The organism is Vibrio alginolyticus NBRC 15630 = ATCC 17749 (assembly GCF_000354175.2).
GTDB classification, from domain to species: domain Bacteria; phylum Pseudomonadota; class Gammaproteobacteria; order Enterobacterales; family Vibrionaceae; genus Vibrio; species Vibrio alginolyticus.
On sequence record NC_022349.1, the window covers coordinates 3165948 to 3190010 of the forward strand.

Annotated in this window: 21 protein-coding genes; 16 read left to right on the forward strand and 5 right to left on the reverse strand. The window is 45.4% G+C overall.

Features of this window, described 5'->3' with window-relative positions; genetic code table 11:
• Positions 1-112 precede the first annotated feature (112 nt).
• From flgB to N646_RS14640, 14 genes are all read left to right on the forward strand, one after another.
• On the forward strand, positions 113-508 hold the full coding sequence (gene flgB, locus N646_RS14570; RefSeq protein ID WP_005382026.1) for a flagellar basal body rod protein FlgB: 396 nt from the start codon (positions 113-115) through the stop codon (positions 506-508).
• 5 nt (positions 509-513) lie between these two features.
• Positions 514-927 carry a flagellar basal body rod protein FlgC gene (gene flgC / locus N646_RS14575; RefSeq protein WP_005393132.1) on the forward strand — a complete coding sequence of 138 codons (414 nt, stop codon included), beginning with the start codon at positions 514-516 and terminating at the stop codon, positions 925-927.
• A gap of 17 nt (positions 928-944) precedes the next feature.
• Positions 945-1655: a flagellar hook assembly protein FlgD gene (gene flgD / locus N646_RS14580; protein ID WP_005382029.1), complete on the forward strand. Its 711-nt coding sequence runs from the start codon at positions 945-947 to the stop codon at positions 1653-1655.
• 30 nt (positions 1656-1685) lie between these two features.
• The gene (gene flgE / locus N646_RS14585; RefSeq protein WP_005382030.1) at positions 1686-2999 is read left to right on the forward strand and encodes a flagellar hook protein FlgE; all 1314 of its coding nucleotides are present in this window, start codon (positions 1686-1688) and stop codon (positions 2997-2999) included.
• 330 nt (positions 3000-3329) lie between these two features.
• On the forward strand, positions 3330-4079 hold the full coding sequence (flgF, locus tag N646_RS14590) for a flagellar basal-body rod protein FlgF (protein WP_005382031.1): 750 nt from the start codon (positions 3330-3332) through the stop codon (positions 4077-4079).
• 18 nt (positions 4080-4097) lie between these two features.
• Positions 4098-4886, forward strand: coding sequence for a flagellar basal-body rod protein FlgG (gene flgG / locus N646_RS14595; RefSeq protein ID WP_005382032.1), 789 nt, complete (start codon positions 4098-4100; stop codon positions 4884-4886).
• 30 nt (positions 4887-4916) lie between these two features.
• Positions 4917-5696 (forward strand): flagellar basal body L-ring protein FlgH, encoded by a 780-nt coding sequence (gene flgH, locus N646_RS14600; protein WP_005382033.1) that lies wholly within the window; start codon positions 4917-4919, stop codon positions 5694-5696.
• 43 nt (positions 5697-5739) lie between these two features.
• Positions 5740-6831: a flagellar basal body P-ring protein FlgI gene (locus tag N646_RS14605; protein ID WP_005393118.1), complete on the forward strand. Its 1092-nt coding sequence runs from the start codon at positions 5740-5742 to the stop codon at positions 6829-6831.
• A gap of 16 nt (positions 6832-6847) precedes the next feature.
• Positions 6848-7774 carry a flagellar assembly peptidoglycan hydrolase FlgJ gene (gene flgJ / locus N646_RS14610; RefSeq protein WP_031777218.1) on the forward strand — a complete coding sequence of 309 codons (927 nt, stop codon included), beginning with the start codon at positions 6848-6850 and terminating at the stop codon, positions 7772-7774.
• Between the two features lie 160 nt (positions 7775-7934).
• Positions 7935-9875 (forward strand): flagellar hook-associated protein FlgK, encoded by a 1941-nt coding sequence (gene flgK / locus N646_RS14615; protein WP_017819974.1) that lies wholly within the window; start codon positions 7935-7937, stop codon positions 9873-9875.
• Positions 9876-9888: 13 nt separating this feature from the next.
• Positions 9889-11082, forward strand: coding sequence for a flagellar hook-associated protein FlgL (flgL, locus tag N646_RS14620; RefSeq protein ID WP_005382037.1), 1194 nt, complete (start codon positions 9889-9891; stop codon positions 11080-11082).
• Positions 11083-11509: 427 nt separating this feature from the next.
• Positions 11510-12664, forward strand: a complete 1155-nt coding sequence (locus tag N646_RS14625) for a flagellin (protein WP_005382038.1) — start codon at positions 11510-11512, stop codon at positions 12662-12664.
• Between the two features lie 506 nt (positions 12665-13170).
• A complete protein-coding gene (locus N646_RS14635) occupies positions 13171-14304 on the forward strand; it encodes a flagellin (RefSeq protein WP_017819972.1) in 1134 nt (377 codons plus the stop codon).
• 116 nt (positions 14305-14420) lie between these two features.
• Positions 14421-15545, forward strand: coding sequence for a flagellin (locus tag N646_RS14640; protein WP_017819971.1), 1125 nt, complete (start codon positions 14421-14423; stop codon positions 15543-15545).
• Positions 15546-15641: 96 nt separating this feature from the next.
• On the opposite strand, the gene crr is transcribed toward N646_RS14640, so the two are convergent.
• From crr to cysZ, 5 genes are all read right to left on the reverse strand, one after another.
• Entirely contained in the window at positions 15642-16151 is a 510-nt protein-coding gene (gene crr / locus N646_RS14645; RefSeq protein WP_005382041.1) for a PTS glucose transporter subunit IIA, read from the reverse strand.
• 121 nt (positions 16152-16272) lie between these two features.
• The gene (ptsI, locus tag N646_RS14650) at positions 16273-17997 is read right to left on the reverse strand and encodes a phosphoenolpyruvate-protein phosphotransferase PtsI (protein WP_005389298.1); all 1725 of its coding nucleotides are present in this window, start codon (positions 17995-17997) and stop codon (positions 16273-16275) included.
• A 140-nt stretch (positions 17998-18137) separates the two neighbouring features.
• Positions 18138-18395, reverse strand: coding sequence for an HPr family phosphocarrier protein (locus tag N646_RS14655; protein WP_005382043.1), 258 nt, complete (start codon positions 18393-18395; stop codon positions 18138-18140).
• Between the two features lie 300 nt (positions 18396-18695).
• Positions 18696-19664 (reverse strand): cysteine synthase A, encoded by a 969-nt coding sequence (gene cysK, locus N646_RS14660; protein ID WP_005382045.1) that lies wholly within the window; start codon positions 19662-19664, stop codon positions 18696-18698.
• A gap of 164 nt (positions 19665-19828) precedes the next feature.
• The gene (gene cysZ / locus N646_RS14665; RefSeq protein WP_031777216.1) at positions 19829-20572 is read right to left on the reverse strand and encodes a sulfate transporter CysZ; all 744 of its coding nucleotides are present in this window, start codon (positions 20570-20572) and stop codon (positions 19829-19831) included.
• A 251-nt stretch (positions 20573-20823) separates the two neighbouring features.
• Between cysZ and zipA the strand changes: the two genes are divergently transcribed.
• On the forward strand, positions 20824-21780 hold the full coding sequence (gene zipA / locus N646_RS14670; protein ID WP_017819969.1) for a cell division protein ZipA: 957 nt from the start codon (positions 20824-20826) through the stop codon (positions 21778-21780).
• A gap of 90 nt (positions 21781-21870) precedes the next feature.
• A complete protein-coding gene (ligA, locus tag N646_RS14675) occupies positions 21871-23883 on the forward strand; it encodes an NAD-dependent DNA ligase LigA (RefSeq protein ID WP_017819968.1) in 2013 nt (670 codons plus the stop codon).
• The last annotated feature ends 180 nt before the right edge of the window (positions 23884-24063 follow it).

Here is a 24063-nt window from a genome sequence, read left to right on the forward strand (position 1 = left end):
ATTGCTATTTCAATTCACGGTAACCACTAGGTTGGTGTAATGCTTTAGGTTTTGGCATGCTAATTGCTTTTTGGTTATCAATCACGGTCAGTTCTTAATTGTAGAGGCAAACATGGCTATATCTTTTGACAATGCACTAGGCATCCACCAGCACACGGTGGGCGTACGTGAGCGCAATGCAGAGGTGATTTCCACCAACATCGCACAAGCAAACACGCCTGGTTACAAAGCAAGAGGTTTAGACTTTGCGAAGGAATTGCAAGCGGCAACATCTGGGGCAAGCATTGGTCTTAGTCGCACAGATGGTCGGCATATTCCTGCCACTACGACGTTGGTTGGGGACAAGTTATATCGTCTTCCTACGCAACCAGATACGGGAGATGGCAACACGGTAGACTTGGATTTAGAGCGTAACTTGTTTATGCAAAACCAAATCAGACACCAAGCATCACTCGACTTTCTAGGCAGCAAATTCAAGAACTTAACCAAAGCAATCAAAGGGGAATAATTTAGATGAGCTTATTTAACGTTTTCAATGTGACAGGTTCCGCAATGAGCGCTGAATCCGTTCGTCTGAATACTACCTCAAGCAACTTGGCGAACGCCGACAGTGTCAGCAGCTCTGCGAAAGACACTTACAAAGCGCGTCATGCCGTGTTTGGTGCAGAGTTAAGTAACGCCATGCGTGGCGGTGATACGGTGCCAGTGAAAGTGATGGGTATTGTAGAAAGTGATAAACCGCTGAGTGCGGAGTACAACCCAGACCATCCCCTTGCAAACGAAGAAGGCTACATTTACAAGCCTAACGTCAATGTAATGGAAGAAATGGCAAACATGATTTCAGCTTCTCGTGCATACCAAACTAATGTACAGGTCGCTGATTCTAGTAAACAAATGCTGCTGCGTACGCTGCAGATGGGTCAATAAGGATAAGGGGGTAGCGTATGGCCGGAATTAACAACGTTGGTCAAAGCGGCTTGTCCTATATCGACCAGCTTAAAAGTCTACAAGAGAGTAACAAGAAAGCGGAAGAGAGCACGGGTAAGCAGGACCTAAAACAGGAAGACTTCTTATCATTGCTCACGAAGCAACTGTCTCAGCAAGACCCTTTTAAGCCGGTAAGTAATGACCAGATGATTGCGCAAATGGCTTCATTTGCGACCGTTGATGGCATTGGCAAGATGAACACTCAGTTTGAGAGTTTGAATTCGTCAATGACATCAAATCAAGCGTTACAAGCTTCCTCTTTGGTAGGGCGTGACGTATTGGTCCCAGGAGCAGCAGGTGTGAAGCAGGACGACGCTCCAATGGCGGCAATGGTTAAGCTTTCACAATCTATCGATAATCTGTTTGTTCGTGTAGAGGATGAAGCTGGCCAACTGGTTCGTACCTTTGAGGTAGGGGCGAAACCAGCCGGCGACACGCGTGTGCTTTGGGACGGTAAAGATGAAAGCGGAAATCCACTGCCAGCTGGCAAATACAAAGTGAAAGCGTCTGGCTTAGTTGAAGGGGAGTCGCAAGAGTTCCCAGTATCGACGTATGCCAACGTAAACAGCGTATTGCTTGGCAAAGGTGACGGAAACGTATTACTCAATCTGGCTGGTTTTGAATCGCCAGTTCGACTTGCAGAAGTATTGGAAGTCGGCAAAGCGTAGTCATAGCTCGCTAGATTAGGAGATTTTGGAATGTCATATGTATCTTTAAGCGGTTTGTCCGCCGCCCAACTGGATTTGAACACCACCAGTAACAACATTGCTAACGCCAACACGTACGGCTTTAAAGAATCCCGTGCTGAGTTTGCTGATGTTTACTCTAACTCTTTATTTACTAACGCAAAAACCACGCCGGGTGGTGGTGCGCAAGCAAGCCAAGTGGCGCAGCAGTTCCATGAAGGCTCAAGCATTTACACCAACAACCCAATGGATCTGCGTGTTTCGGGGACAGGTTTCTTCGCCGTGGCGAAGGAGCGTCTGACTCCACAACAGAATGAACTGACACGTAATGGTGCATTCCATTTAAATAAAGAAAACTACATGGTGACCGCGAACGATGAGTTCTTATTAGGTTACCAAGTGGATCCAAGCTCTGGTGAGGTTTCTTCATACGAGCCACAACCCATCAATATTCCTGCTGAATTTGGTAAGCCAAAACAAACAGCAAACATTGAAGTGGGTGTGAACTTGCCAGCGAACGGCGATTTGAAAGATCCAACGCAGTTTGATTTTTCAGACCCAGATACATACAACCGTTCAACCTCTTCGACAATTTATGACTCGATGGGTCAGTCTTACAAGCTAACGACGTATTACTTGAAAGATCAGACTCAGCCAAATACATGGAACACTTACTACACCGTGACAGATAAAGAAGGTGAAAAGCCTTTAAATGTTGCGGCTGGTGATGCGCAAACGCCAACAGGTCATGTGGGGCATACCATGAAGTTCAACAACGATGGTACGTTGGCGAGCTTGAACAATGGTCAGCCAATCACTTCTGTGGCTCTGGGCGATCCGGCGACGAACACGACACCAGTCGATATGAATGGTGCCGATCCTGCGCAGACGCTTAACTTCGGCTTAGGCTCAGCAACACAGTTTGCGGCTCCGTTCGAACTGACTAAGTTTGACGAAGACGGTGCAACGACGGGCTTCCTAACCAAAGTTGACTTCGATGAAAACGGCAGCGTATTGGGAACTTACTCAAACGGTGAAAACGTTACATTGGGTCGTGTTGCTCTCGTACGTGTTCCAAACGAGCAAGGTCTGGATAAGAAAGGCGGCACTCAATGGGATTCAACGCAGTTCTCTGGTGACAAGATCTGGGGTGAATCAAATAAAGGCTCTTTCGGCACCATCAATAACGGTATGCTGGAACAGTCAAACATTGATATGACGCAGGAGTTGGTGGACCTGATCTCTGCTCAGCGTAACTTCCAAGCAAACTCACGTTCGCTAGAAGTACACAACCAACTACAACAGAATATCTTACAGATCCGCTAGAGCACTAGCTGGGTCATTCGATACTCTGCTTGAGTAAGCAATGGCGTGTGATTGCTTCTTAGTAATTGCCGCTTTGTTCATTTTCATCATGACATTCATCTGATGCTTAGCCTGAATACACCTCACTCAGGCTAAGCATGCTTTGATCTACGATTTGCCGCTGTTGCCGCCGTATGGATCAAAACCTTGCCTCTCGTTACAGTTTTCTGCCTCTATTGACCTCTTTTAATTGTTGATTTTTAATTCAAAGTATTGATTAATAAGTCTATTTTTGTTTTGGCATAACTATTGCTTTTACTCCGTGTACAGAGAGATTTTTTGGAGTAATTTATGGATCGCGCACTGTTTCTCGCAATGAGTGGCGCCAAGCAAAATATGCAGGCACTACAATTGCGCGCTAATAACTTGGCTAACGTAAGCACGACCGGATTTCGGGCTGATTTAGCACAGGCTCGCTCAATGCAGGCTTATGGTGAAGGCCATCCTTCACGTGTATTCAGCATGACAGAGCGTCCAGGGCATAACTTTGCTCAAGGTAGCGTGATTACAACAGGGCGTGATCTGGATGTGACGATTGAAGGCAGCGGTTGGATATCGGTACTCGATCATACAGGGAAAGAAGGGTTGACCCGTAACGGCAACCTAAAAGTCGATCAAAATGGCATGCTTACCAACGCAAGTGGTCATTTGGTGCTGGGTGAAAACGACGCGCCGATTACTTTGCCTATCCCTCTCTCCAAAATTGAAATCGGTCGGGATGGCACCATCTCTGTACTTCCTCAAGGTGCCCCGGCAGAAGAATTCCAAGCGGTTGATCGCATTAAGCTCGTTAAGCCTAATGATCAAAGCTTGTTTAAAGACACCAATGGCTTATTTCGCCATAAAACTCCAAACCAACCTTACGAAGCAGACGCGACTGTTAGTCTCCAGACGGGAGCGATAGAAGGCAGTAACGTGAATGCCGTAGGTGAAATGACCGCATTGATTGACTTACAACGTCAGTTTGAAATGCAAGTCAAGATGATGAGCACAGCTGAAGAAATGGATAAATCTTCAGATTCACTGCTTCGTATGAGTTAACAGAGTTAGAGGTTCACTATGCATCCAGCACTATGGGTAAGTAAAACAGGTCTAGACGCCCAACAAACCAACATTGCCACGATTTCGAACAACTTGGCGAACGCTTCTACTGTCGGCTACAAAAAGAGCCGTGCAGTATTCGAAGATTTGTTCTATCAGAACATCAACCAACCTGGCGGCCAGTCATCTCAGAACACGGAACTGCCAAGTGGTTTGATGTTAGGTGCGGGTTCTAAAGTGGTTGCGACGCAAAAAGTGCACACGCACGGCAATGCACAGACAACGACCAACGCACTGGACATGATGGTGGAAGGCGACGGTTTTTTCCAAGTGACATTGCCGGACGGCAACATCGGTTATACCCGTAACGGTCAGTTCACGCTAAATGGTGAAGGCACGTTAGTCACGTCGGGTTCTGGCTACCCTGTAGAGCCTGAAATTGTGATTCCAGAAGATGCGATTTCTATTACTGTCGGTACGGATGGTGAAGTGTCGGTTCGCGTCCGAGGTCAGCAAGACAACCAAGTCGTTGGTCAGCTAACCATTACAGATTTTGTTAACCCGGGCGGCCTAGAGCCAATTGGTCAGAACCTTTACTTACCAACGGGTGCCAGTGGCGATCCACAAGAGGGTGTTCCTGGTTTGGACGGTTTGGGTGAAATTCGTCAATCCATGCTGGAAGCGTCCAACGTGAATGTAACGGAAGAGTTGGTCAACATGATCGAAGCCCAGCGCGTTTACGAAATGAACTCAAAAGTGATCTCGTCAGTCGATAAAATGATGAGCTTCGTTAACCAGCAATTGTAACGATTAAGAGCAAGATTTGAGGAGCTCACGATGAAACGTATTTGCCTACTCGCTTTGATTGCTACGATGTCGGGCTGTGCCATGTTGGAACCGATTGAAACGGATGAAGTGACACAAGCAACCACTGTGGTCGACGCAGTAGAAGGCGATAAATCGAAAGAAGAGAGCAGCGGTATTGTAGATACTTTACGTGGTAGAAGCGATCCGGTTGCTGGCGACCCTGCTTGGGCTCCAATTCATCCGAAAAACAAACCTGAGCATTACGCTGCTGCAACAGGTTCGTTGTTTAGCGCCGAGCACATTACCGATCTCTACGACGATTCTAAACCACGTGGTATTGGCGACATTATTACCGTAACACTGGATGAGACAACCAGTGCGACGAAAAGCGCAAATGCCGATTTATCGAAAACCAATGAAGCGCAAATGGACCCGCTTCAAGTGGGCGGAGAAGAGCTGCAAATTGGCGGAAAATATAATTTCTCTTATGACTTAAACAATTCCAACTCATTTGCAGGTGACTCTTCTGCAAAGCAGAGCAACAGCATCAGTGGTTACATCACTGTTGAGGTGATTGAAGTACTGGCAAACGGGAACCTCGTGATCCGCGGTGAGAAGTGGATGACGCTAAATACAGGTGATGAGTACATACGTTTAAGTGGCACTATTCGTCCGGATGATATTAATTTCGACAACACCATTGCATCAAATCGTGTTTCTAACGCAAGAATTCAATACTCAGGGACTGGTTTGCAACAAGATATGCAAGAGCCAGGCTTCTTGGCACGATTCTTTAATGTAGCGCTATAACACGCCGTTCTGACGGCAATTTGACTGCAAGAGATAAGTAAGCATGAAAAAACTCCTTTTAGTACTGATGAGCGTTGCTCTGTTTTCTACCGTAGCCCAAGCCGCACGTATCAAAGACGTCGCGCAAGTGGCAGGTGTACGAAGCAACCAACTCGTGGGTTATGGTTTGGTTTCAGGCTTACCTGGTACGGGTGAAGCGAACCCGTTTACAGAGCAAAGTTTCGCCGCCATGCTGCAAAACTTCGGCATTCAGATGCCGCCGGGCACAAAGCCAAAAATTAAAAACGTTGCCGCAGTCATGGTTACGGCAGAGTTGCCGCCTTTCTCTAAACCGGGTCAGCAAGTGGACGTGACTGTCTCTTCCATCGGAAGTGCTAAAAGTTTGCGTGGTGGTACGCTACTACAAACGTTCCTCAAAGGTCTCGACGGTCAAGTTTACGCGGTTGCTCAAGGTAACTTAGTGGTGAGCGGCTTCAGTGCTGAAGGCGCTGACGGTTCTAAAATCGTAGGTAACAATCCAACCGTTGGTCTTATCTCTAGTGGTGCGACAGTAGAGCGAGAAATTCCAAACCCATTTGGTCGTGGTGATTACATCACGTTCAACTTGCTTGAGTCAGACTTCACAACGGCTCAACGTATGGCGGATGCTGTAAACAACTTCCTTGGCCCACAAATGGCGAGCGCTGTTGACGCGACATCAGTGCGCGTGCGTGCTCCTCGTGACGTCAGTCAGCGTGTTGCGTTCTTATCGGCAATCGAAAACCTAGAATTCGACCCGGCAGATGGTGCAGCCAAAATCATCGTTAACTCACGAACGGGCACTATTGTAGTTGGTAAGCATGTACGTCTTAAACCAGCAGCAGTAACGCATGGCGGCATGACGGTTGCGATCAAAGAAAACCTGAATGTTAGCCAACCTAACGGCTTTTCTGGTGGGCAAACCGTAGTCGTACCAGACTCGGATATCGAAGTCAGCGAAGAGCAAGGAAAAATGTTTAAGTTCGAACCAGGCTTAACGTTGGATGATTTGGTCCGTGCCGTGAACCAAGTCGGGGCTGCGCCTTCGGACTTGATGGCAATTTTACAAGCATTGAAGCAAGCTGGTGCCATTGAAGGCCAGTTGATCATCATTTAATGGTTAGGAGGTAGGTATAATGAACAATCCTAACGACATTGGTTTTATCCATGACATCAGTTCTCTGGACACTCTGCGTCAAAAAGCAGTGAAAGAGGGAAAAGATGGCGAGCAAGAAGCATTGCATGCGGCTGCTCGTCAGTTCGAATCGATCTTCACCTCCATGATGTTGAAATCCATGCGTGAAGCCAATGAGGGCTTTGAGTCCAACATGATGAACAGCCAAAACGAGAAGTTCTACCGACAAATGTTGGATGAACAGATGGCGAGTGAATTGAGTTCGTCTGGTTCAATGGGACTGGCCGATATGATTGTTAAGCAATTAACGGCTGGGCAAGGGAACGACAAAAAAGAAACGGCTATGCGTGATGCGGCAAACAATGCTGCGGAATATCGTCGTGTTGACCCGAAAAAAGCGCGCGAGATTGAACAGCGCTTGATTGAATCTGGTCAACTATCTCGACCAAGCAATGAACCCACTCGATTCGATTCACCAGAATCCTTTGTTAACTCGATGAAGCCATACGCGGAGAAAGCTGCGAAAGCCCTAGGTGTCGAGCCATCTTTGCTACTTGCGCAAGCCGCTTTGGAAACGGGGTGGGGACAAAAGGTCGTGAAGAACGCGCGTGGCAGCAGCAACAACTTATTTAATATCAAAGCAGATCGAAGCTGGCAGGGTGACAAAGTGACGACTCAAACTTTAGAGTTCCACGATAACACGCCAGTGAAAGAGACGGCAGTGTTTCGCTCCTACTCAAGTTACGAAGACAGCTTTAATGACTTTGTACGATTTTTGAATGACAACCCACGTTACGATACAGCATTGCAGCAACGCGGGAATTCAGAGTCGTTTATTCGCGGTATCCACAGTGCGGGTTACGCGACCGATCCGAATTACGCAGATAAAGTCCTGCAGGTGAAGGATAAAATCGAAAGTATGTAATGTTTCTGCGACAATTTATGACGTTCTCGAAGGCTTGCCATAGTGCAAGCCTTCACTTTATCTGAACATCTACGCCTTTCTATCACTTGGCACATCTTTTGCTTTTAATGTGTCTAGGTGATCGGTTTTGCCGATTTATATTTCGTTTTCGGGGGCATGTATGGCGTCAGATCTTCTGAATGTAGGTACTCAAAGTGTGCTTACTGCTCAGAGACAATTAAACACCACTGGTCATAACATTTCTAATGTTAATACAGAGGGTTATAGCCGTCAGTCTGTTATCCAAGGCACGAATGATCCGCGCATGTTTGGTGGTTCTACCTACGGCATGGGTGTGCATGTGGAAAATGTTCGCCGCTCGTGGGATCAGTTTGCCGTGAATGAACTGAACCTGTCGTCGACCAACAATGCCAACAAAACGGATACCCAAGACAATCTTGATATGCTCTCTAGCATGTTGAGCTCCGTAGCATCGAAGAAAATTCCTGAGAACCTGAATGAGTGGTTCGATGCGGTAAAAACCATGGCAGATACCCCGAACGATTTAGGGGCACGAAAAGTGGTATTGGAAAAGGCGAAAATCTTCTCTGATACATTAAATGATTTCCACGAAACCGTGCGACTGCAATCTGATGTCACCAATAAAAAATTGGATATGGGCATTGAGCGCGTTAACCAACTTGCGTTGGAAATTCGCGATATTCATCGACTGATGATGCGTACTCCCGGTCCACATAATGACCTGATGGATCAGCATGAAAAGCTGGTTACTGAGCTGTCAGAGTACACCAAAGTTACCGTAACCCCACGCAAAAATGCCGAAGGGTTTAATGTTCATATCGGCAATGGACACACTCTTGTTTCTGGCACGGAAGCAAGCCAGCTCAAAATGATCGATGGCTATCCGGATGTTCATCAAAGACGCTTAGCAATGGTGGAAGGGGATGGCATTAAAGCGATCAAGTCTGACGACATGGATGGCAAAATCGGCGCTTTGCTTGAAATGCGCGACAAACACATTCCACAACTGCAAGATGAAATGGGCCGTTTAGCGACGGGTTTCTCCTACAAAATTAATCAGCTGCAATCTCAAGGTCTGGATCTTAACGGTAAGATAGGTAAAGACGTATTTACCGACGTGAACTCTGAGCTGGTGGCAAAATCTCGAGTTTTTGCTGCGCCTGACTCTCAAGCTGATGTTGCGGTTTACATTGATGATATTTCAGCGATCAAAGGTGGTGAATATTCGCTACGTTATGATGGCGACCAGTATAGCGTGACAACACCGAAAGGTGAGCAAATGTCGTTGAACATTGATCAATCAGATTCTTCGTTTGTTCTGGATGGTATGAAAGTGCAAATCGGTGAAGGTCTTGCCGCTGGTGAGCGCGTATTATTGCGCCCAACACGAAGTGGCGCAGCCATCATCAAGATGGAAACCAATGATGCAAAAGCCATTGCCGCGCAAAGTTATGAAGCTTCAACCACTTTTGCTCAAGGTAACGCCAAGTTCAAAATTCGTGAGGCGGGGGATGTTAAAGAGTTTGAGGTCACCGTACAACCAGCCGACGAGAAACATGATAAGCCATGGTTAAAGATCACGGACAACAAAGGCAATTTGCTATCGGACAAATACTCATACCCGCTAGACAAAGATAACCCGATGATTGAAATCTCAGTGCCGAAAAGTCATCCGCTGTATAAAAATGGCGATGCGACTGTATTTGAGCTGAGCGAAGGTGCGCTGATGAATGACAAGTTCACCGCGAACTTGGTGCCTTCGGAAGGTGGTAATGGCAACTTGAGAAAAATGCAGAAGATCCAAACAGATAAGATGATGGACGGAAAATCCAGTACTTTGATCGATGTTTATCACAACCTCAATACCGAAGTCGGATTGAAATCTTCTACAGCAAACCGATTAGCCTCTGTCGCTCGCTTAGAGCATGAGGCGGCACAAGAGCGCGTTGCTTCTATCTCTGGCGTTAACCTCGATGAAGAAGCGGCCAACATGATGAAGTTTCAACAAGCGTACATGGCTTCATCACGTGTGATGCAAGCGGCGAATGATACCTTCAATACCATTTTACAACTGAGGTAAGGAGAAGAGATAAGTGCTAACCCGAATTTCTAGTTTCCATAACTATCAGTCCGTACAAAATGATTTGCGTCGTCAAGAGAATAAGGTTCACCACAACCAAGAGCAACTTGCTTCAGGGAAAAAGTTACTGAAACCTAGTGACGACCCCCTCGCTGCGCATTACATCCAAAACATTAGTCAGCAACAAGAGCAGCTACAACAATATCTTAGCTCTATAGTGTTGGTGCGTAATCGTCTAGAAAACCACGAAGTTAATATCGCCAATGCGGAGAATTTTGCCGACGAGTCGAAGCGCTTAACGATGGAGATGATTAACGGTGCCTTTTCTGCTGAAGACCGACAAGCAAAGAAGCGTGAGTTAGAAGAGATTGCGAACAACTTCCTTAACTTAGTGAACTCGCAAGATGAATCTGGTAACTACGTGTTTGCGGGTACTAAGCCAAAAAGCCAACCATTCTATCGCGATAAAGACGGTAGTGTTCAATACGCTGGGGACGATTATCAGCGCAAAATGAAAGTCTCCAGCATGCTTGAGATGCCAATGAACGATCCTGGCAGCAAGCTGTTTATGGAGATACCAAACCCATTTGGCGATTATCAGCCGAATTACGATCTACAAAACGGCTCTGAGCTGTTGCTAAACAAAGCTACTAACGTTGACGCTAAGGATGATGCGGCGTATCGCGTGACATTTGTCGATATGAATAACGGCAAATTTGGTTACCAATTAGAGCGTAACGGCAAAGTAGTGGATGCCGATGAGTTTTCTCCAGAGAAAGGGATTGAATACAAAGGCCTGAAAGTGCACGTAAAAGGCCAAATTACGCCTGGTGACAGCATTGAGATCGAAAAGCGGGCAGAGTTCAGCATTTTCGATACCTTCAAGGATGCAATGGCATGGTCAGACAAATCGGTTTCGGATACGTCGGCGACTGCTAAATTGCACCAAATGACAGAAGAATTCCACGCTGCTTTTATCCATTTGAATAAAGCGCGTACAGATGCCGGTGCTCGATTGAGTACGCTGGATATCCAAGAGCAAAATCATGAAGACTTTAATTTGTCTCTGGCAAAAGCGAAGAGCAACTTTGAGGACTTGGATTACTCTAAAGCCGTGATCGAGTTCAGTGAAAACTCGCGAGCGTTACAGGCATCGCAACAAGCATTCGGTAAGACCAAAGATCTAACGTTGTTTAACTACATCTAGTATGACACTCATACACATTGTCTGATTTTGATGCCTTATGTGCAAAGCCTTAAGCGCGATAAGTCGACGTAACCTGAGAGTCTGAGATGTCATGCGGCACGATTTTACCCAAAGCGGCAATGATGCGGGAGGCAAGTCGGGCGGCAACAGGGCAGCGTTCAATACCCTTGGGCTAAGATGAGGCTGACAAACCGGAAATAGCTTAATGATAAGGCTAACTTATTGTTTATTTGATTCTTTTAAAAGTAGTTAAATAATTTACGCAAGTTGGCACACAAATTGTATTGAAAATATCAGAACAGATTTAGAGATTCTAAACCCTGCGTTTAAGGCAGATTTAGCAAGTAACTTTTACGGTCAGTGCTTATCCAAATGAGAGTAAAGCTGGCCGCTTCGCAAAAGCTTGCGAACTCAACAGGAGAGCAAAATGGCTGTAACAGTTAGTACTAACGTCTCCGCGATGACCGCGCAGCGTTACCTAAACAAAGCGACTGATGAATTAAACACGTCGATGGAGCGCTTATCTTCAGGACATAAGATTAACAGTGCAAAAGATGATGCGGCAGGTCTACAGATCTCTAACCGCTTAACTGCACAGTCTCGTGGCCTAGATGTCGCAATGCGTAACGCGAACGATGGTATCTCGATTGCACAAACCGCTGAAGGTGCGATGAATGAGGCAACCTCTGTCATGCAACGAATGCGTGACCTTGCGATTCAATCATCGAACGGTACTAACTCTCCGGCTGAGCGTCAGGCGATCAACGAAGAGTCAATGGCATTGATTGACGAGCTAAACCGTATTGCAGAAACCACTTCATTTGGTGGTCGTCGTCTATTGAACGGCTCATTCGGTGAAGCGGCATTCCAGATTGGTGCGAGCTCAGGTGAAGCCATGATCATGGGACTCACCAGCATTCGTGCGGACGATACTCGCATGGGCGGTGTGACCTTCTTATCTGAGAACGGTAAAGATAAAAACTGGAGCGTTGACCCAGCTAAATCTGACTTGAAGATCACGCTACCAGGTATGGGTGAAGACGAAGACGGCAATGTTGATGATCTAGAAATCAACATTAATGCCAAAGCGGGCGACGACATCGAAGAGCTTGCCACTTACATTAATGGTCAGTCTGATATGATTAATGCGTCTGTAAGTGAAGATGGCAAGTTGCAAGTTTTTGTCGCGCATCCAAACGTTCAGGGTGAGATTTCTATTTCTGGTGGATTAGCATCTGAGCTTGGCCTGAGTGATGAACCTATCAGAACGTCAGTACAAGATATTGATATGACCACGGTACAAGGTTCTCAAAACGCGATTTCTGTGCTGGATTCGGCACTGAAATACGTAGACTCGCAACGTGCAGACTTAGGTGCGAAGCAAAACCGTCTGAGTCACAGCATCAACAACTTGGCAAACATCCAAGAAAACGTTGACGCATCGAACAGCCGAATTAAAGATACAGATTTTGCGAAAGAAACCACGCAAATGACCAAAGCACAAATTTTGCAACAAGCAGGTACATCGATTCTTGCTCAAGCGAAACAGTTGCCAAACTCTGCAATGTCACTATTGCAGTAGTTTACTTAGCCTGTACTCAATACATTCAGACGTGGATGGGAATGCAGGCTTTTGGCAAGCAGCTTTACAATAGAATGAGCGGCTCTCTCATCTCTCACCTGCCAATCATTTTCAATGTAAAGTTGCACTCGGTATGCCGGAAATGTGTTCATTTCTCTTGATCTCCACATAGGCTCTGGCGACCAACCTAGCCCCAGTTCTCTCAAAGGAAAAGGGGCTTTTTCTTTTCTAATCTTCACGTCTATCGTCTGCGAACTTACCTTTAATTGTTTCCTTTTACTGGTTTTCTATACAGTTTAGCCCTCTCGGCTCGATTTGTGGAAACTTGAGCACTTTTTCTTACTTTTCTTCAATTTTATTAGCTAAATCTCGCAATGTTATTTTTTTAAACTTTTTTCTAAAGCTTCTGAATTTGGTGTCGTTAATAGAGGTAACTTTGAGAGAACTACTTGGTTTTCCGAGACGTCGGAAACCGCTACACCGGAAAATCAATTGGAGAAATCACCATGGCAGTGAATGTAAACACTAACGTATCAGCGATGACCGCTCAGCGTTACCTAAACAACGCAAACTCAGCTCAACAAACTTCTATGGAGCGTTTGTCTTCGGGTTTTAAAATCAACAGCGCAAAAGATGACGCTGCGGGTCTACAAATCTCGAACCGTTTGAACGTACAAAGCCGTGGTTTGGATGTAGCGGTTCGCAACGCGAACGACGGTATCTCGATTGCACAAACTGCTGAAGGTGCAATGAATGAGACCACTAACATTCTTCAACGTATGCGAGACTTGTCTCTGCAATCAGCAAACGGCTCAAACTCGAAATCAGAGCGTGTGGCGATTCAAGAAGAAGTGACCGCGCTCAACGACGAACTAAACCGTATCGCAGAAACCACTTCTTTCGGTGGTAACAAGCTACTAAACGGCACACACGGTGCGAAATCGTTCCAAATCGGTGCGGATAACGGTGAAGCAGTGATGCTTGAGCTAAAAGACATGCGCTCAGACAACAAAATGATGGGCGGTGTGAGCTACCAAGCTGAAAGTGGTAAAGGTAAAGACTGGAACGTTGCTGAAGGTAAGAACGACCTAAAAATCAACCTAACGGACAGCTACGGCCAAGAGCAAGAAATCAACATCAGCGCAAAGGCGGGTGACGATATCGAAGAGCTTGCGACTTACATTAACGGCCAAACTGACCTAGTGAAAGCCTCAGTAGACCAAGACGGTAAACTGCAAATCTTCGCTGGCAACAACAAAGTTGAGGGCGAGGTCGAGTTTTCAGGCGGTCTATCTGGTGAACTAGGCTTAGGCGAAGGCAAAAAAGTAACAGTAGATACTATCGACGTAACCTCAGTTGGTGGCGCACAAGAATCTGTTGCTATCATCGATGCGGCACTGAAATACGTAGACAGCCACCGCGCAGAGCTAGGTGCATTCCAGAACCGTTTCAACCACGCAATCAGCAACTTGGACAACATTAACGAGAACGTGAATGCGTCGAAGAGCCGTATCAAAGATACAGATTTCGCGAAAGAAACGACGGCAATGACCAAATCACAAATTCTATCGCAAGCGTCAAGCTCAATCCTTGCGCAAGCGAAACAAGCGCCTAACTCAGCGCTAAGTCTGCTAGGTTAATCAATTTAACAAAGCAAGAAACCAAAGCCAGGCTCATCCCTGGCTTTTTGCTTATTGGCTATAACGATTCAGATGTGTCCTGACAGTATGTTCGATAAGGCATTCATATCGATTAGATGATCTCTTTAAATTCCAATGTTTCTGCGATGGTGGCGCAGAGACACCTGAGTCAAGCAGCTGCGCAAAATGTTGAGTCACAACGCAACCTAACTTCGGGGTTTCGAATCAACTCGGCGAGCGATGATGCGGCAGGTTTACAGATATCGAATACTCTCCATGTACAAACGAGAGGGCTTGATGTCGCCTTAAGAAATGCGCACGACGCTTTTTCTGTTGCTCAAACAGCGGAGGGAGCATTGCACGAAAGCAGTGACATATTGCAACGCTTACGCTCTCTGGGGCTTCAAGCAGCAAACGGCAGTTATGACTCAAGTGATCGGCAAAGTATTCAATATGAGGTCGTAGCGCTGCAAGATGAGCTTGATCGTGTCGCGATCACGACAACATTTGCGGATAAAAACCTGTTTGATGGATCTTACGGTTCACAAAGTTTCCATATTGGCGCGAACGCTAATTCAATCTCTTTGACGTTACGTAACATGCGTAGCCATATCCCAGAGATGGGAGGGCAGCATTATGTTGGTGATGCGGTCGATAAAGATTGGCGAGTCACTAAAGATAACCAAACCCTAAAAGTCGAATACCAAGACAGTAAAGGGCAAACCCAAACGGAATCCATTGGACTCAAATTGGGTGACCGCATAGAACAGGTCGCCACTTACATCAATGCTCAACAATCGATAGTGAATGCTTCAGTAACGGAAAACAACGAACTGCAATTCTTCGCTTCTACGATGAAGGCGCCAGAGGGTGTGGTTCTCGAAGGGAGTTTAGCGGATGAGCTTGATGTGAGCGCTGGTCAATTAGTCACAATGGATGACATCGATATGTCGACGGCAGGTAAGGCGCAGCTTTCAATTGGGGTGATTGATGCAGCAATTAAGTATGTTGATTCGCACCGGAGTGAAATTGGCAGCTTTCAGAACCGTGTAAACGGCTCGATGGATAACTTAAATACTGTGAATCGGAGTGTTACAGAATCCAAGAGTCGAATAAGAGATACAGACTTCGCAAGAGAATCTACGGAAATGGTGCGTTCTCAAGTGCTCCAAGATGCGACAACTGCATTACTCGCTCAAGCGAAGCAAAGGCAGAGTTCGGCACTTGGATTACTTAGCTGAGCGGATTTCATTGATGTAAGTCGATCAGAAACAAAATTTCAGGTAATAAAAAACGCTGCCAATGGCAGCGTTTTTTCGTGTTCGATTAAGTAAAAATTACTTAGTTACACGTAGAACTGGAGTTTCACCAACAGTTACAGAACCAGAAAGCTTGTTTAGCTCTTTGATTTCGTCCATGTTAGAGATAACAACTGGAGTTAGCGTTGACTTCGCTTTCTCTTCTAGAAGAGCTAGATCGAATTCAATTACAGTGTCGCCAGCTTTAACAGTTTGACCTTCTTCAGCGATACGCGTGAAGCCTTCGCCTTTTAGTTCAACTGTGTCGATACCGAAGTGAACGAAAAGCTCAACACCGTCGTCAGACTCGATAGAGAACGCGTGATTAGTTTCGAAGATCTTACCGATAGTACCGTTTACAGGAGCTACCATTTTGTTGCCTGCTGGCTTGATAGCAATACCGTCACCAACGATTTTCTCAGCGAAAACAACATCTGGCACGTCTTCGATGTTTACAATCTCACCAGAAAGTGGCGCGATGATTTCGATAGCACCAGCGTCAGCGCTGTCATCAGATACAAGCTTCTTAAGTTTGTCAAACAGACCCATTGTGTCATGCTCCTAAGGTTTGGTTTTATTCTGTCGAATTATAGTATACCAATATAGCTCATTAGACGACTTTTTTCGCCGTCTAATGGCCATTAAGTATTGAATTACTTGGTACTACCGATTACTGAGCTTTCTCAGCAATAAACTTTTCTACCACGGCTTCGATTTCTTCTGCTGTCGGTAGAGAAAGGGCTTCTTCAGCCATTGCTTTCACTTCTGCGAAGTTAGAGTTACGAACAACTTTCTTCACTTTAGGGATTGAAATGCCGCTCATTGAGAACTCGTCCAGACCCATACCTAGAAGTAGAAGTGTTGCACGCTCGTCACCTGCAAGTTCACCACACATACCAGTCCATTTACCTTCTGCGTGAGAAGCGTCGATAACTTGCTTGATCACTGTAAGTACAGCTGGTGATAGTGGGTTGTATAGGTGAGAAATCATCTCGTTACCACGGTCAACCGCTAGCGTGTACTGAGTTAGGTCGTTTGTACCGATAGAGAAGAAAGACACTTCCTTCGCTAAGTGGTGTGCGATCGCAGCAGCAGCAGGAGTTTCAACCATAACACCGATTTCGATGTTTTCGTCGAACGCGTGGCCTTCAGCGCGTAGCTCTTCTTTGTACTCTTCGATCGCTTTCTTAAGCTCACGGATTTCTTCGACAGAGATGATCATTGGGAACATGATACGCAGTTTGCCGTGTGCAGAAGCACGTAGGATGCCACGTAGCTGATCACGAAGGATTTCACGACGATCTAGACTGATACGTACAGCACGCCAACCTAGGAATGGGTTCATCTCTTTTGGAAGATCCATGTATGGGAGATCTTTATCGCCGCCGATATCCATAGTACGGATGATCACAGCTTGACCGTTCATTGCTTCCGCAACTTCTTTGTACGCTTGGTACTGTTCTTCTTCAGTTGGTAGCGCAGTACGGTCCATAAATAGGAATTCAGTACGGTACAGACCAACACCTTCACCGCCGTTACGAAGGATACCGTCACAGTCTTTCACTGTACCGATGTTACCGCAAACTTCTACACGGTGACCGTCAGTCGTTTCTGCGTGTAGGTCTTTCAGTTTCGCTAGCTCTTCTTTTTCAGCTAGGAATGCTGCTTTAACCGCTTTCGCTTCTTCTAGCTCAGCTTCTGATGGGTTAACAACAATCTTGTTGTTCATTGCGTCAAGAATCAGCATGTCGCCATTCTTAACTTTCTTCGTGATGTCGTTAGTACCAACGATAGCTGGAAGCTCAAGTGAGCGAGCCATGATTGAAGTGTGAGATGTACGACCGCCGATATCACAAGCAAAACCAAGCACGTAGTCTAGGTTGATTTGTGCAGTTTCAGATGGCGTTAGGTCGTAAGCAACAAGAATTACTTCTTCGTTGATATCGCTAAGCGAAACAATGTTGATGCCTAGTGCGTTCTTAACAAAACGAGAACCGATATCGCGGATGTCAGTTGCACGCTCTTTTAAGTATTCGTCGTCTAGAGACTCAAGAGCACATGCTTGCTCTTCGATCACTGAGTGGATAGCGTGATCAGCAGTCATCTTGTCGTTTTTGATAAGTGCTAGGATTTCCTCTTCTAGCTCTTCGTCTTCAAGAAGCATGATGTGACCTTCAAAGATCGCTTCTTTTTCTTCGCCAAACGTTTCAAGCGCTTTTTGCTTGATAGTTTCTAGCTGAGCTGCAGATTTGTTACGAGCGTCAAAGAAACGCTGAACTTCAGCTTCTACTTGATCGTCAGAAATAGTGTTTGTGTTTAGGACAATTTCATCTTCTTGAAGTAGTAGTGCTTTACCGATTGCAATACCAGGAGATGCTAGGATGCCTGAAATCATAGCCTTACCTTAAGTTTGGTCAACTTTATAAAACGGGAGAATAATGGGTGCGCTAACGAATAGTTTTAGCTTAGTTTTGAGCCTATTTCCAACGAAGCCATTTTGCTTTCACAAAATGGCTTCTGGAGTAGGAGACCGGATTAGTGTAGTTGGTCCATTAGAGCAACTAGGTGGTCAACTGCTTGCTGAGCTTGTGGGCCTTCAGCAGAAATAGTAACTTGAGTACCTTTTACTAGGCCTAGTGTTTGTAGTTTGAACAGGCTCTTAGCGCTAGCGCTTTTACCGTTAGAAGTCACAGTGATGTCTGCGTCGAATGCTTTTGCTTCTTTAACAAACTGTGCAGCTGGACGAGTGTGAAGGCCGTTTTCTGCTGTGATTTCTACTTGCTTCTCGTACATGTGATATACCCCAATAAATGTATTTTTTTGTTAGTTTGTGACCAGATTTTAGCTTAACTGCTTTACATCTTGTGCGCTAGCACGGGAAGAGTTCAAAGCGCGTCAGTTCTGATACTAGTCAAAAGTTTGGTAACTACGCAACTGTTTGCGTGCGTAATCACTTTGAAACCTTTTTGTGTTCTGCTTCTTTATTTTGAAGCTAGAAATAAAACACCCTGATATTACCAAAGGTAGGGCAGGGATCAACAAAAAAGCCCCTAAACGGGGCTTTTTTAAACTAAAAATTGATTTGAACACATATTATTGTTGGTTCTCTTTTTCGGTAAAGATACCTGCAAAGAGTGCTGTACTTAGGTAACGCTCACCGGAACTTGGCAAGACAGTTACAATTGTTTTTCCTTCAAATTCAGGTAGTTCTGCAAGTCGGTTCGCTGCAACAACCGCTGCGCCAGATGAGATACCAGCTAGGATACCTTCCTCTTCCATTAGGCGACGAGCCATCTCAATCGCTTCTTCTGAGGTAACTTGCTCAACACGGTCAATAATGTCTAAATCGAGGTTACCAGGGATGAAACCAGCACCGATACCTTGAATTTTGTGTGGGGCAGGTTGGATTTCTTCGCCAGCAAGTGCTTGTGCAATAACCGGAGACTCTGCTGGCTCAACTGCAACAGAAGTGATGGCTTTGCCTTTTTCACCTTTGATGTAACGGCTTGTACCTGTGATAGTACCGCCCGTACCAACACCAGCAACGAATACGTCGATTTCACCGTCTGTCGCTTCCCAAATCTCAGGGCCCGTAGTCTTTTCGTGGATTTCTGGGTTCGCTGGGTTGTCAAATTGTTGAAGAAGTAGGTACTTCTCAGGGTTGCTTGCTACGATTTCTTCTGCTTTAGCAATCGCCCCTTTCATGCCTTTCGCCGCTTCAGTCAGCTCAAGGTTCGCGCCTAGTGCTTTTAGTAGCTTACGGCGTTCTAGGCTCATTGATTCAGGCATGGTCAATGTTAGCTTGTAACCGCGAGCAGCCGCTACGAATGCTAGAGCAACACCTGTGTTACCACTGGTAGGTTCTACAAGCTCTACACCTGGCTTAAGAAGGCCCGCTTTCTCTGCTTCCCAAATCATGTTTGCACCGATACGGCACTTAACACTGAAGCTAGGGTTACGCGCTTCAATTTTCGCGAGAACTTTGCCTTTACTTACTTTGTTTAGACGAACGAGAGGTGTATTACCAATAGTAAGAGAGTTATCTTCGTAGATTTTGCTCATAGTGATGTTCCTTCATTACACGTTGTGTGAATATGGATAGAAGAATATGCGGTATGAAAAAAAGGGAAAAGGATTAAAAAGTTATATCTTATTAGGTTGGCCCAGAACTTGATAAAAGAAAAGGGAAAAGCTGGCGCTGATCCCTTTCCTTAATCTCTAATCGACTATCGTTGGTGCTTAAACTCCGCGACCCACATAGCGGTTGCACCACATATTGCTACAGGCATGACAATGAGGTTCAAAATTGGGATCGTCGTAAATACAGACACCAATACCCCAAAGCCATAGGCCTTACCTTGCTTTTGTTTCAATTTGTAACGCATGTTGTTAAATGGGATTTTGTGGTTATCAAACGGGTAGTCACAATATTGAATCGCGAGCATCCAGGCGGTAAAGATAAACCATAAAAATGGGCCTACTGTTTGTCCAAGGGCAGGGATGAGCAATAACAGGAATAGGCCTATTGCTTTAGGTAAAATGTAAAGGAGCTTTCTCCACTCACGAGCTAAAACGCGAGGAACATCTTTCAGGACGGCAGTGAAACCATCATCATTTACTTTTTGTCCCGTTAAGTACTCTTCCACTTTTTCAGCCAAGAGGCCATTGAATGGCGCGGCGATAAAGTTCGCGAGCGTGCTGAAAAAATAGGAGAAGGTAGCGAGTATCGTTAGAGCGAGTAAAGGCCAAAGAATGTAAGTTAACCAGGATAAAAACTCAGGCAGCTGCCCAATCCAGCCTTCTATCCATATATTAAGGTTTGAAAATAGATAGAAGATGGCACCACCTACAAGCAAGATATTTGCAAGTAGAGGTAAGATGACAAAGCGCCTGATTTTAGGAGCTAGTGCCAATTGTATCCCGTATAGAAAATAACCGAACCCGGTTCTCTGCTGATTGTTTTTCTTCATGTCTATTTTGGCTTCGTGTAAATGAAAACTCATTGTACCTGTGAGGACTTTTCTTTCAAAGCCCTGACAAATGACGTCTTGTTAAGTGGAATCGTGGCAAGAATCACAACAAAAAACGGAACTTCTTGCATTAAGTTGTTCTAAATCTACATATAGTTTTGGTAAAGTAAACGTATCATTCAGATTTATTGCACTTGGGTTGCTGCTCAAGGAACTGCGAGTAGTAAAAACAAGTATATTGAGAGTAAATAATGCAGGAATTGCGATTCGTACTCATTGTTGTTGGCGCATTAGCCATCGCGGCATTACTGTTTCATGGTTTATGGAGCAGTAAAAAAGAAGGCAAAGCAAAGTTTGGTAACAAGCCACTTGGTAAGCTGGATGTTGACCAAGAAGACAAAAATGATCTTGTTGAGAAAGAACGAGATTTCGCTCCCGCTCCTGAAGATGACTTTGAGATCATTCGCAAAGATCGCAAAGAACCAGATTTTGGGATGGCGAGTTCTTTCGACAACAAGTTTGAATCTGACCCGTTATTCGGTGGTCCATCTGAAGTCAAACAGACGCAGCAGGAGCCGGATGACATCCCTTCATTTGTTGCAGAAAAAGATAAAGAAGAGGACGTTGAGCCTGTTGTTCAAGCAACAGTAGCTGAAGAGCCATTCCAGCCTGCTGTGGAAGAAGAAGTTATTCCCGCCGCGTTTGATATTACGGAGAAAGAACAGCAAGTCGAAACGGTTAGTGAGCCTGTCGTTGCAGAGCCTAAGGAAGAGCCAAAGCCAGAACCTGAAATGCAAGTGATTGTATTGAATGTGCACTGTGCTGGTGAAGAGCCATTTGTTGGTACTGCTTTATTTGAAAGTATGCAACAAAACGGTCTAATTTATGGCGAGATGGATATTTTCCATCGTCATGTCGACTTGTCCGGTAACGGCAAAGTGCTGTTTAGCGTCGCTAATATGATGCACCCTGGTACGTTTGAACATGCTGATCCTGCTGAGTTTACAACGAAGGGTATTTCATTCTTCATGACATTGCCTTGTTATGGCGAGGCTGAACAGAACTTCAACTTAATGCTCCGAACTGCGCAGCAAATTGCTGATGACTTAGGTGGTAACGTACTTGATGACCAGCGCAACTTAATGACGCCAGATCGTTTAGCATCTTATCGACGTCAAATAGTTGAGTTTAATGCCGCTAACGCATAATCTTAACAGCAAATAATAATAGGGCTCCGGATGGAGCCCTTTTTCTTGGATTTCCCAACCTCACCGATTGAAAATACACGGGGCTTTACTATGTCTGAATCAGTACTTCAGCGACTAGAAGAACTAAAAGAGTCGTTGCATTACCACGCTGTGCGTTACTACGTGGAAGATAACCCAGAGATCCCTGATGCCGAGTACGACCGTTTAATGCGAGAGTTACTGGATATTGAAGCTGAGAACCCTGACTTAATAACCGTAGACTCGCCAAGCCAACGTGTCGGTGGGCAACCTCTCTCTGCGTTTAGCCAAGTGACACATGAAGTACCGATGCTTTCGCTTGATAACGCGTTTGATGATAGTGAACTCGATAGTTTCCACAAGCGCGCACAAGAGCGCGTGGGCAGCCAGAGTGTGAAAGAATACTGTTGTGAGCCTAAATTGGATGGACTCGCCGTAAGTTTGTTATATGAGAATGGCGTTTTAGTTCAGGCGGCCACTCGAGGCGATGGTACTACGGGTGAAAACATCACAGAGAATGTGCGTACGATTAAAGCTATTCCTTTAAAACTCAGAGGTAATGACTGGCCAAATCGTCTTGAAGTTCGTGGTGAAGTCTTTATGCCGAAAGCTGGGTTTGAAAAGCTCAATGAATTAGCAAGGAAGAAAGGCGAGAAAATCTTTGTTAATCCACGTAACGCTGCGGCAGGTAGCTTACGACAATTGGATTCACGTATTACGGCTTCTCGTCCGCTTAGCTTCTATGCATACAGTGTAGGCGTGGTGCAAGGTGCAGAATTGGCAGCAAGTCATTACGAACGCTTTTTGCAAATCAAATCTTGGGGACTGCCAATGTGTCCGGAAACTAAGCGAGTTGAAAGCTTGGCGGATGTAAAAGCTTACTACCAAGATATATTGCAGCGTCGTGATGCCCTCCCTTATGAGATCGATGGTGTCGTTATTAAAATTGACGATATTGCCGTGCAAGAGCGTCTGGGTTTTGTTGCTCGCGCTCCACGTTGGGCGATTGCCTACAAATTTCCAGCTCAGGAAGAAATGACGACACTGAATGAAGTGGAGTTCCAAGTCGGTCGCACTGGTGCGATTACACCTGTTGCTAAACTAGAGCCTGTATTTGTTGGTGGGGTAACGGTAAGTAATGCGACGCTTCATAACGCAGATGAGATAGAACGTCTGCAAGTCAAGATTGGTGATCACGTTGTGATCCGCCGTGCTGGCGATGTTATTCCGCAAGTCGTTTCTGTCATCAAAGAGCGTCGACCAGAAACAGCTCGAGATATTGTTTTCCCAACTCAGTGTCCTGTTTGTGGTTCGCATGTTGAGCGGATCGAAGGAGAAGCGGTAACACGTTGTATGGGGGGCTTAGTTTGCCAAGCCCAACGCAAACAAGCGCTAAAACACTTTGTTTCTCGTAAAGCGTTAGACGTTGACGGTTTAGGCGATAAAGTGATCGAGCAGCTTGTTGATCGTGAGATGGTGAAAACTCCTGCTGACTTATTTAAGTTATCAGCGGGGATTTTAACCGTACTAGATCGCATGGGGCCAAAGTCTGCGCAGAATATTGTGAATGCGTTAGAAAAATCCAAAGAAACAACTTTACCTCGGTTTTTGTATTCACTGGGGATCCGTGAAGTTGGCGAGGCAACCGCAGCAAACTTAGCAATGCACTTTAAAACGTTGGGAGCGATCCAAAATGCTACCGAAGAGCAGTTGATTGAAGTGCAAGACATCGGTGCTGTGGTTGCTCAACATATTACGACTTTCTTTAGTGAAGAACAGAACCAAGCGGTGGTTAAAGATTTGCTTGAACAAGGAATTCATTGGCCAGAGATTAATACTACTGAGCAGGTGGGGGAATTACCATTAGAAGGTAAAACAGTAGTATTAACGGGAACACTTTCTCAACTGGGGCGTACAGAAGCCAAAGAAGCCCTCCAAGCACTGGGGGCTAAAGTGACGGGTAGTGTTTCTAAGAAAACCGATATTTTGTTTGCTGGTGAAAATGCAGGTTCGAAGCTCGCAAAGGCACAAGAACTGGGTATCGAAATTAAAACAGAACAAGACTTACTCGAATTGATGAATTAAGTCTTCTCAAAAAAGCTAAAAAATAACTAAAAGCCCCGTATGGTAAGCATGCGGGGCTTTTTCTTGTTCATAATTAAGTGTTTTTTTATTGAGTAATTGATGCCTTTGTTCTTTTCAGTGATCAAGATCGAACCTTGGGGTATTGGTTTTTTTGGCTTTTTTAGTCTGCGAGTGACTTCA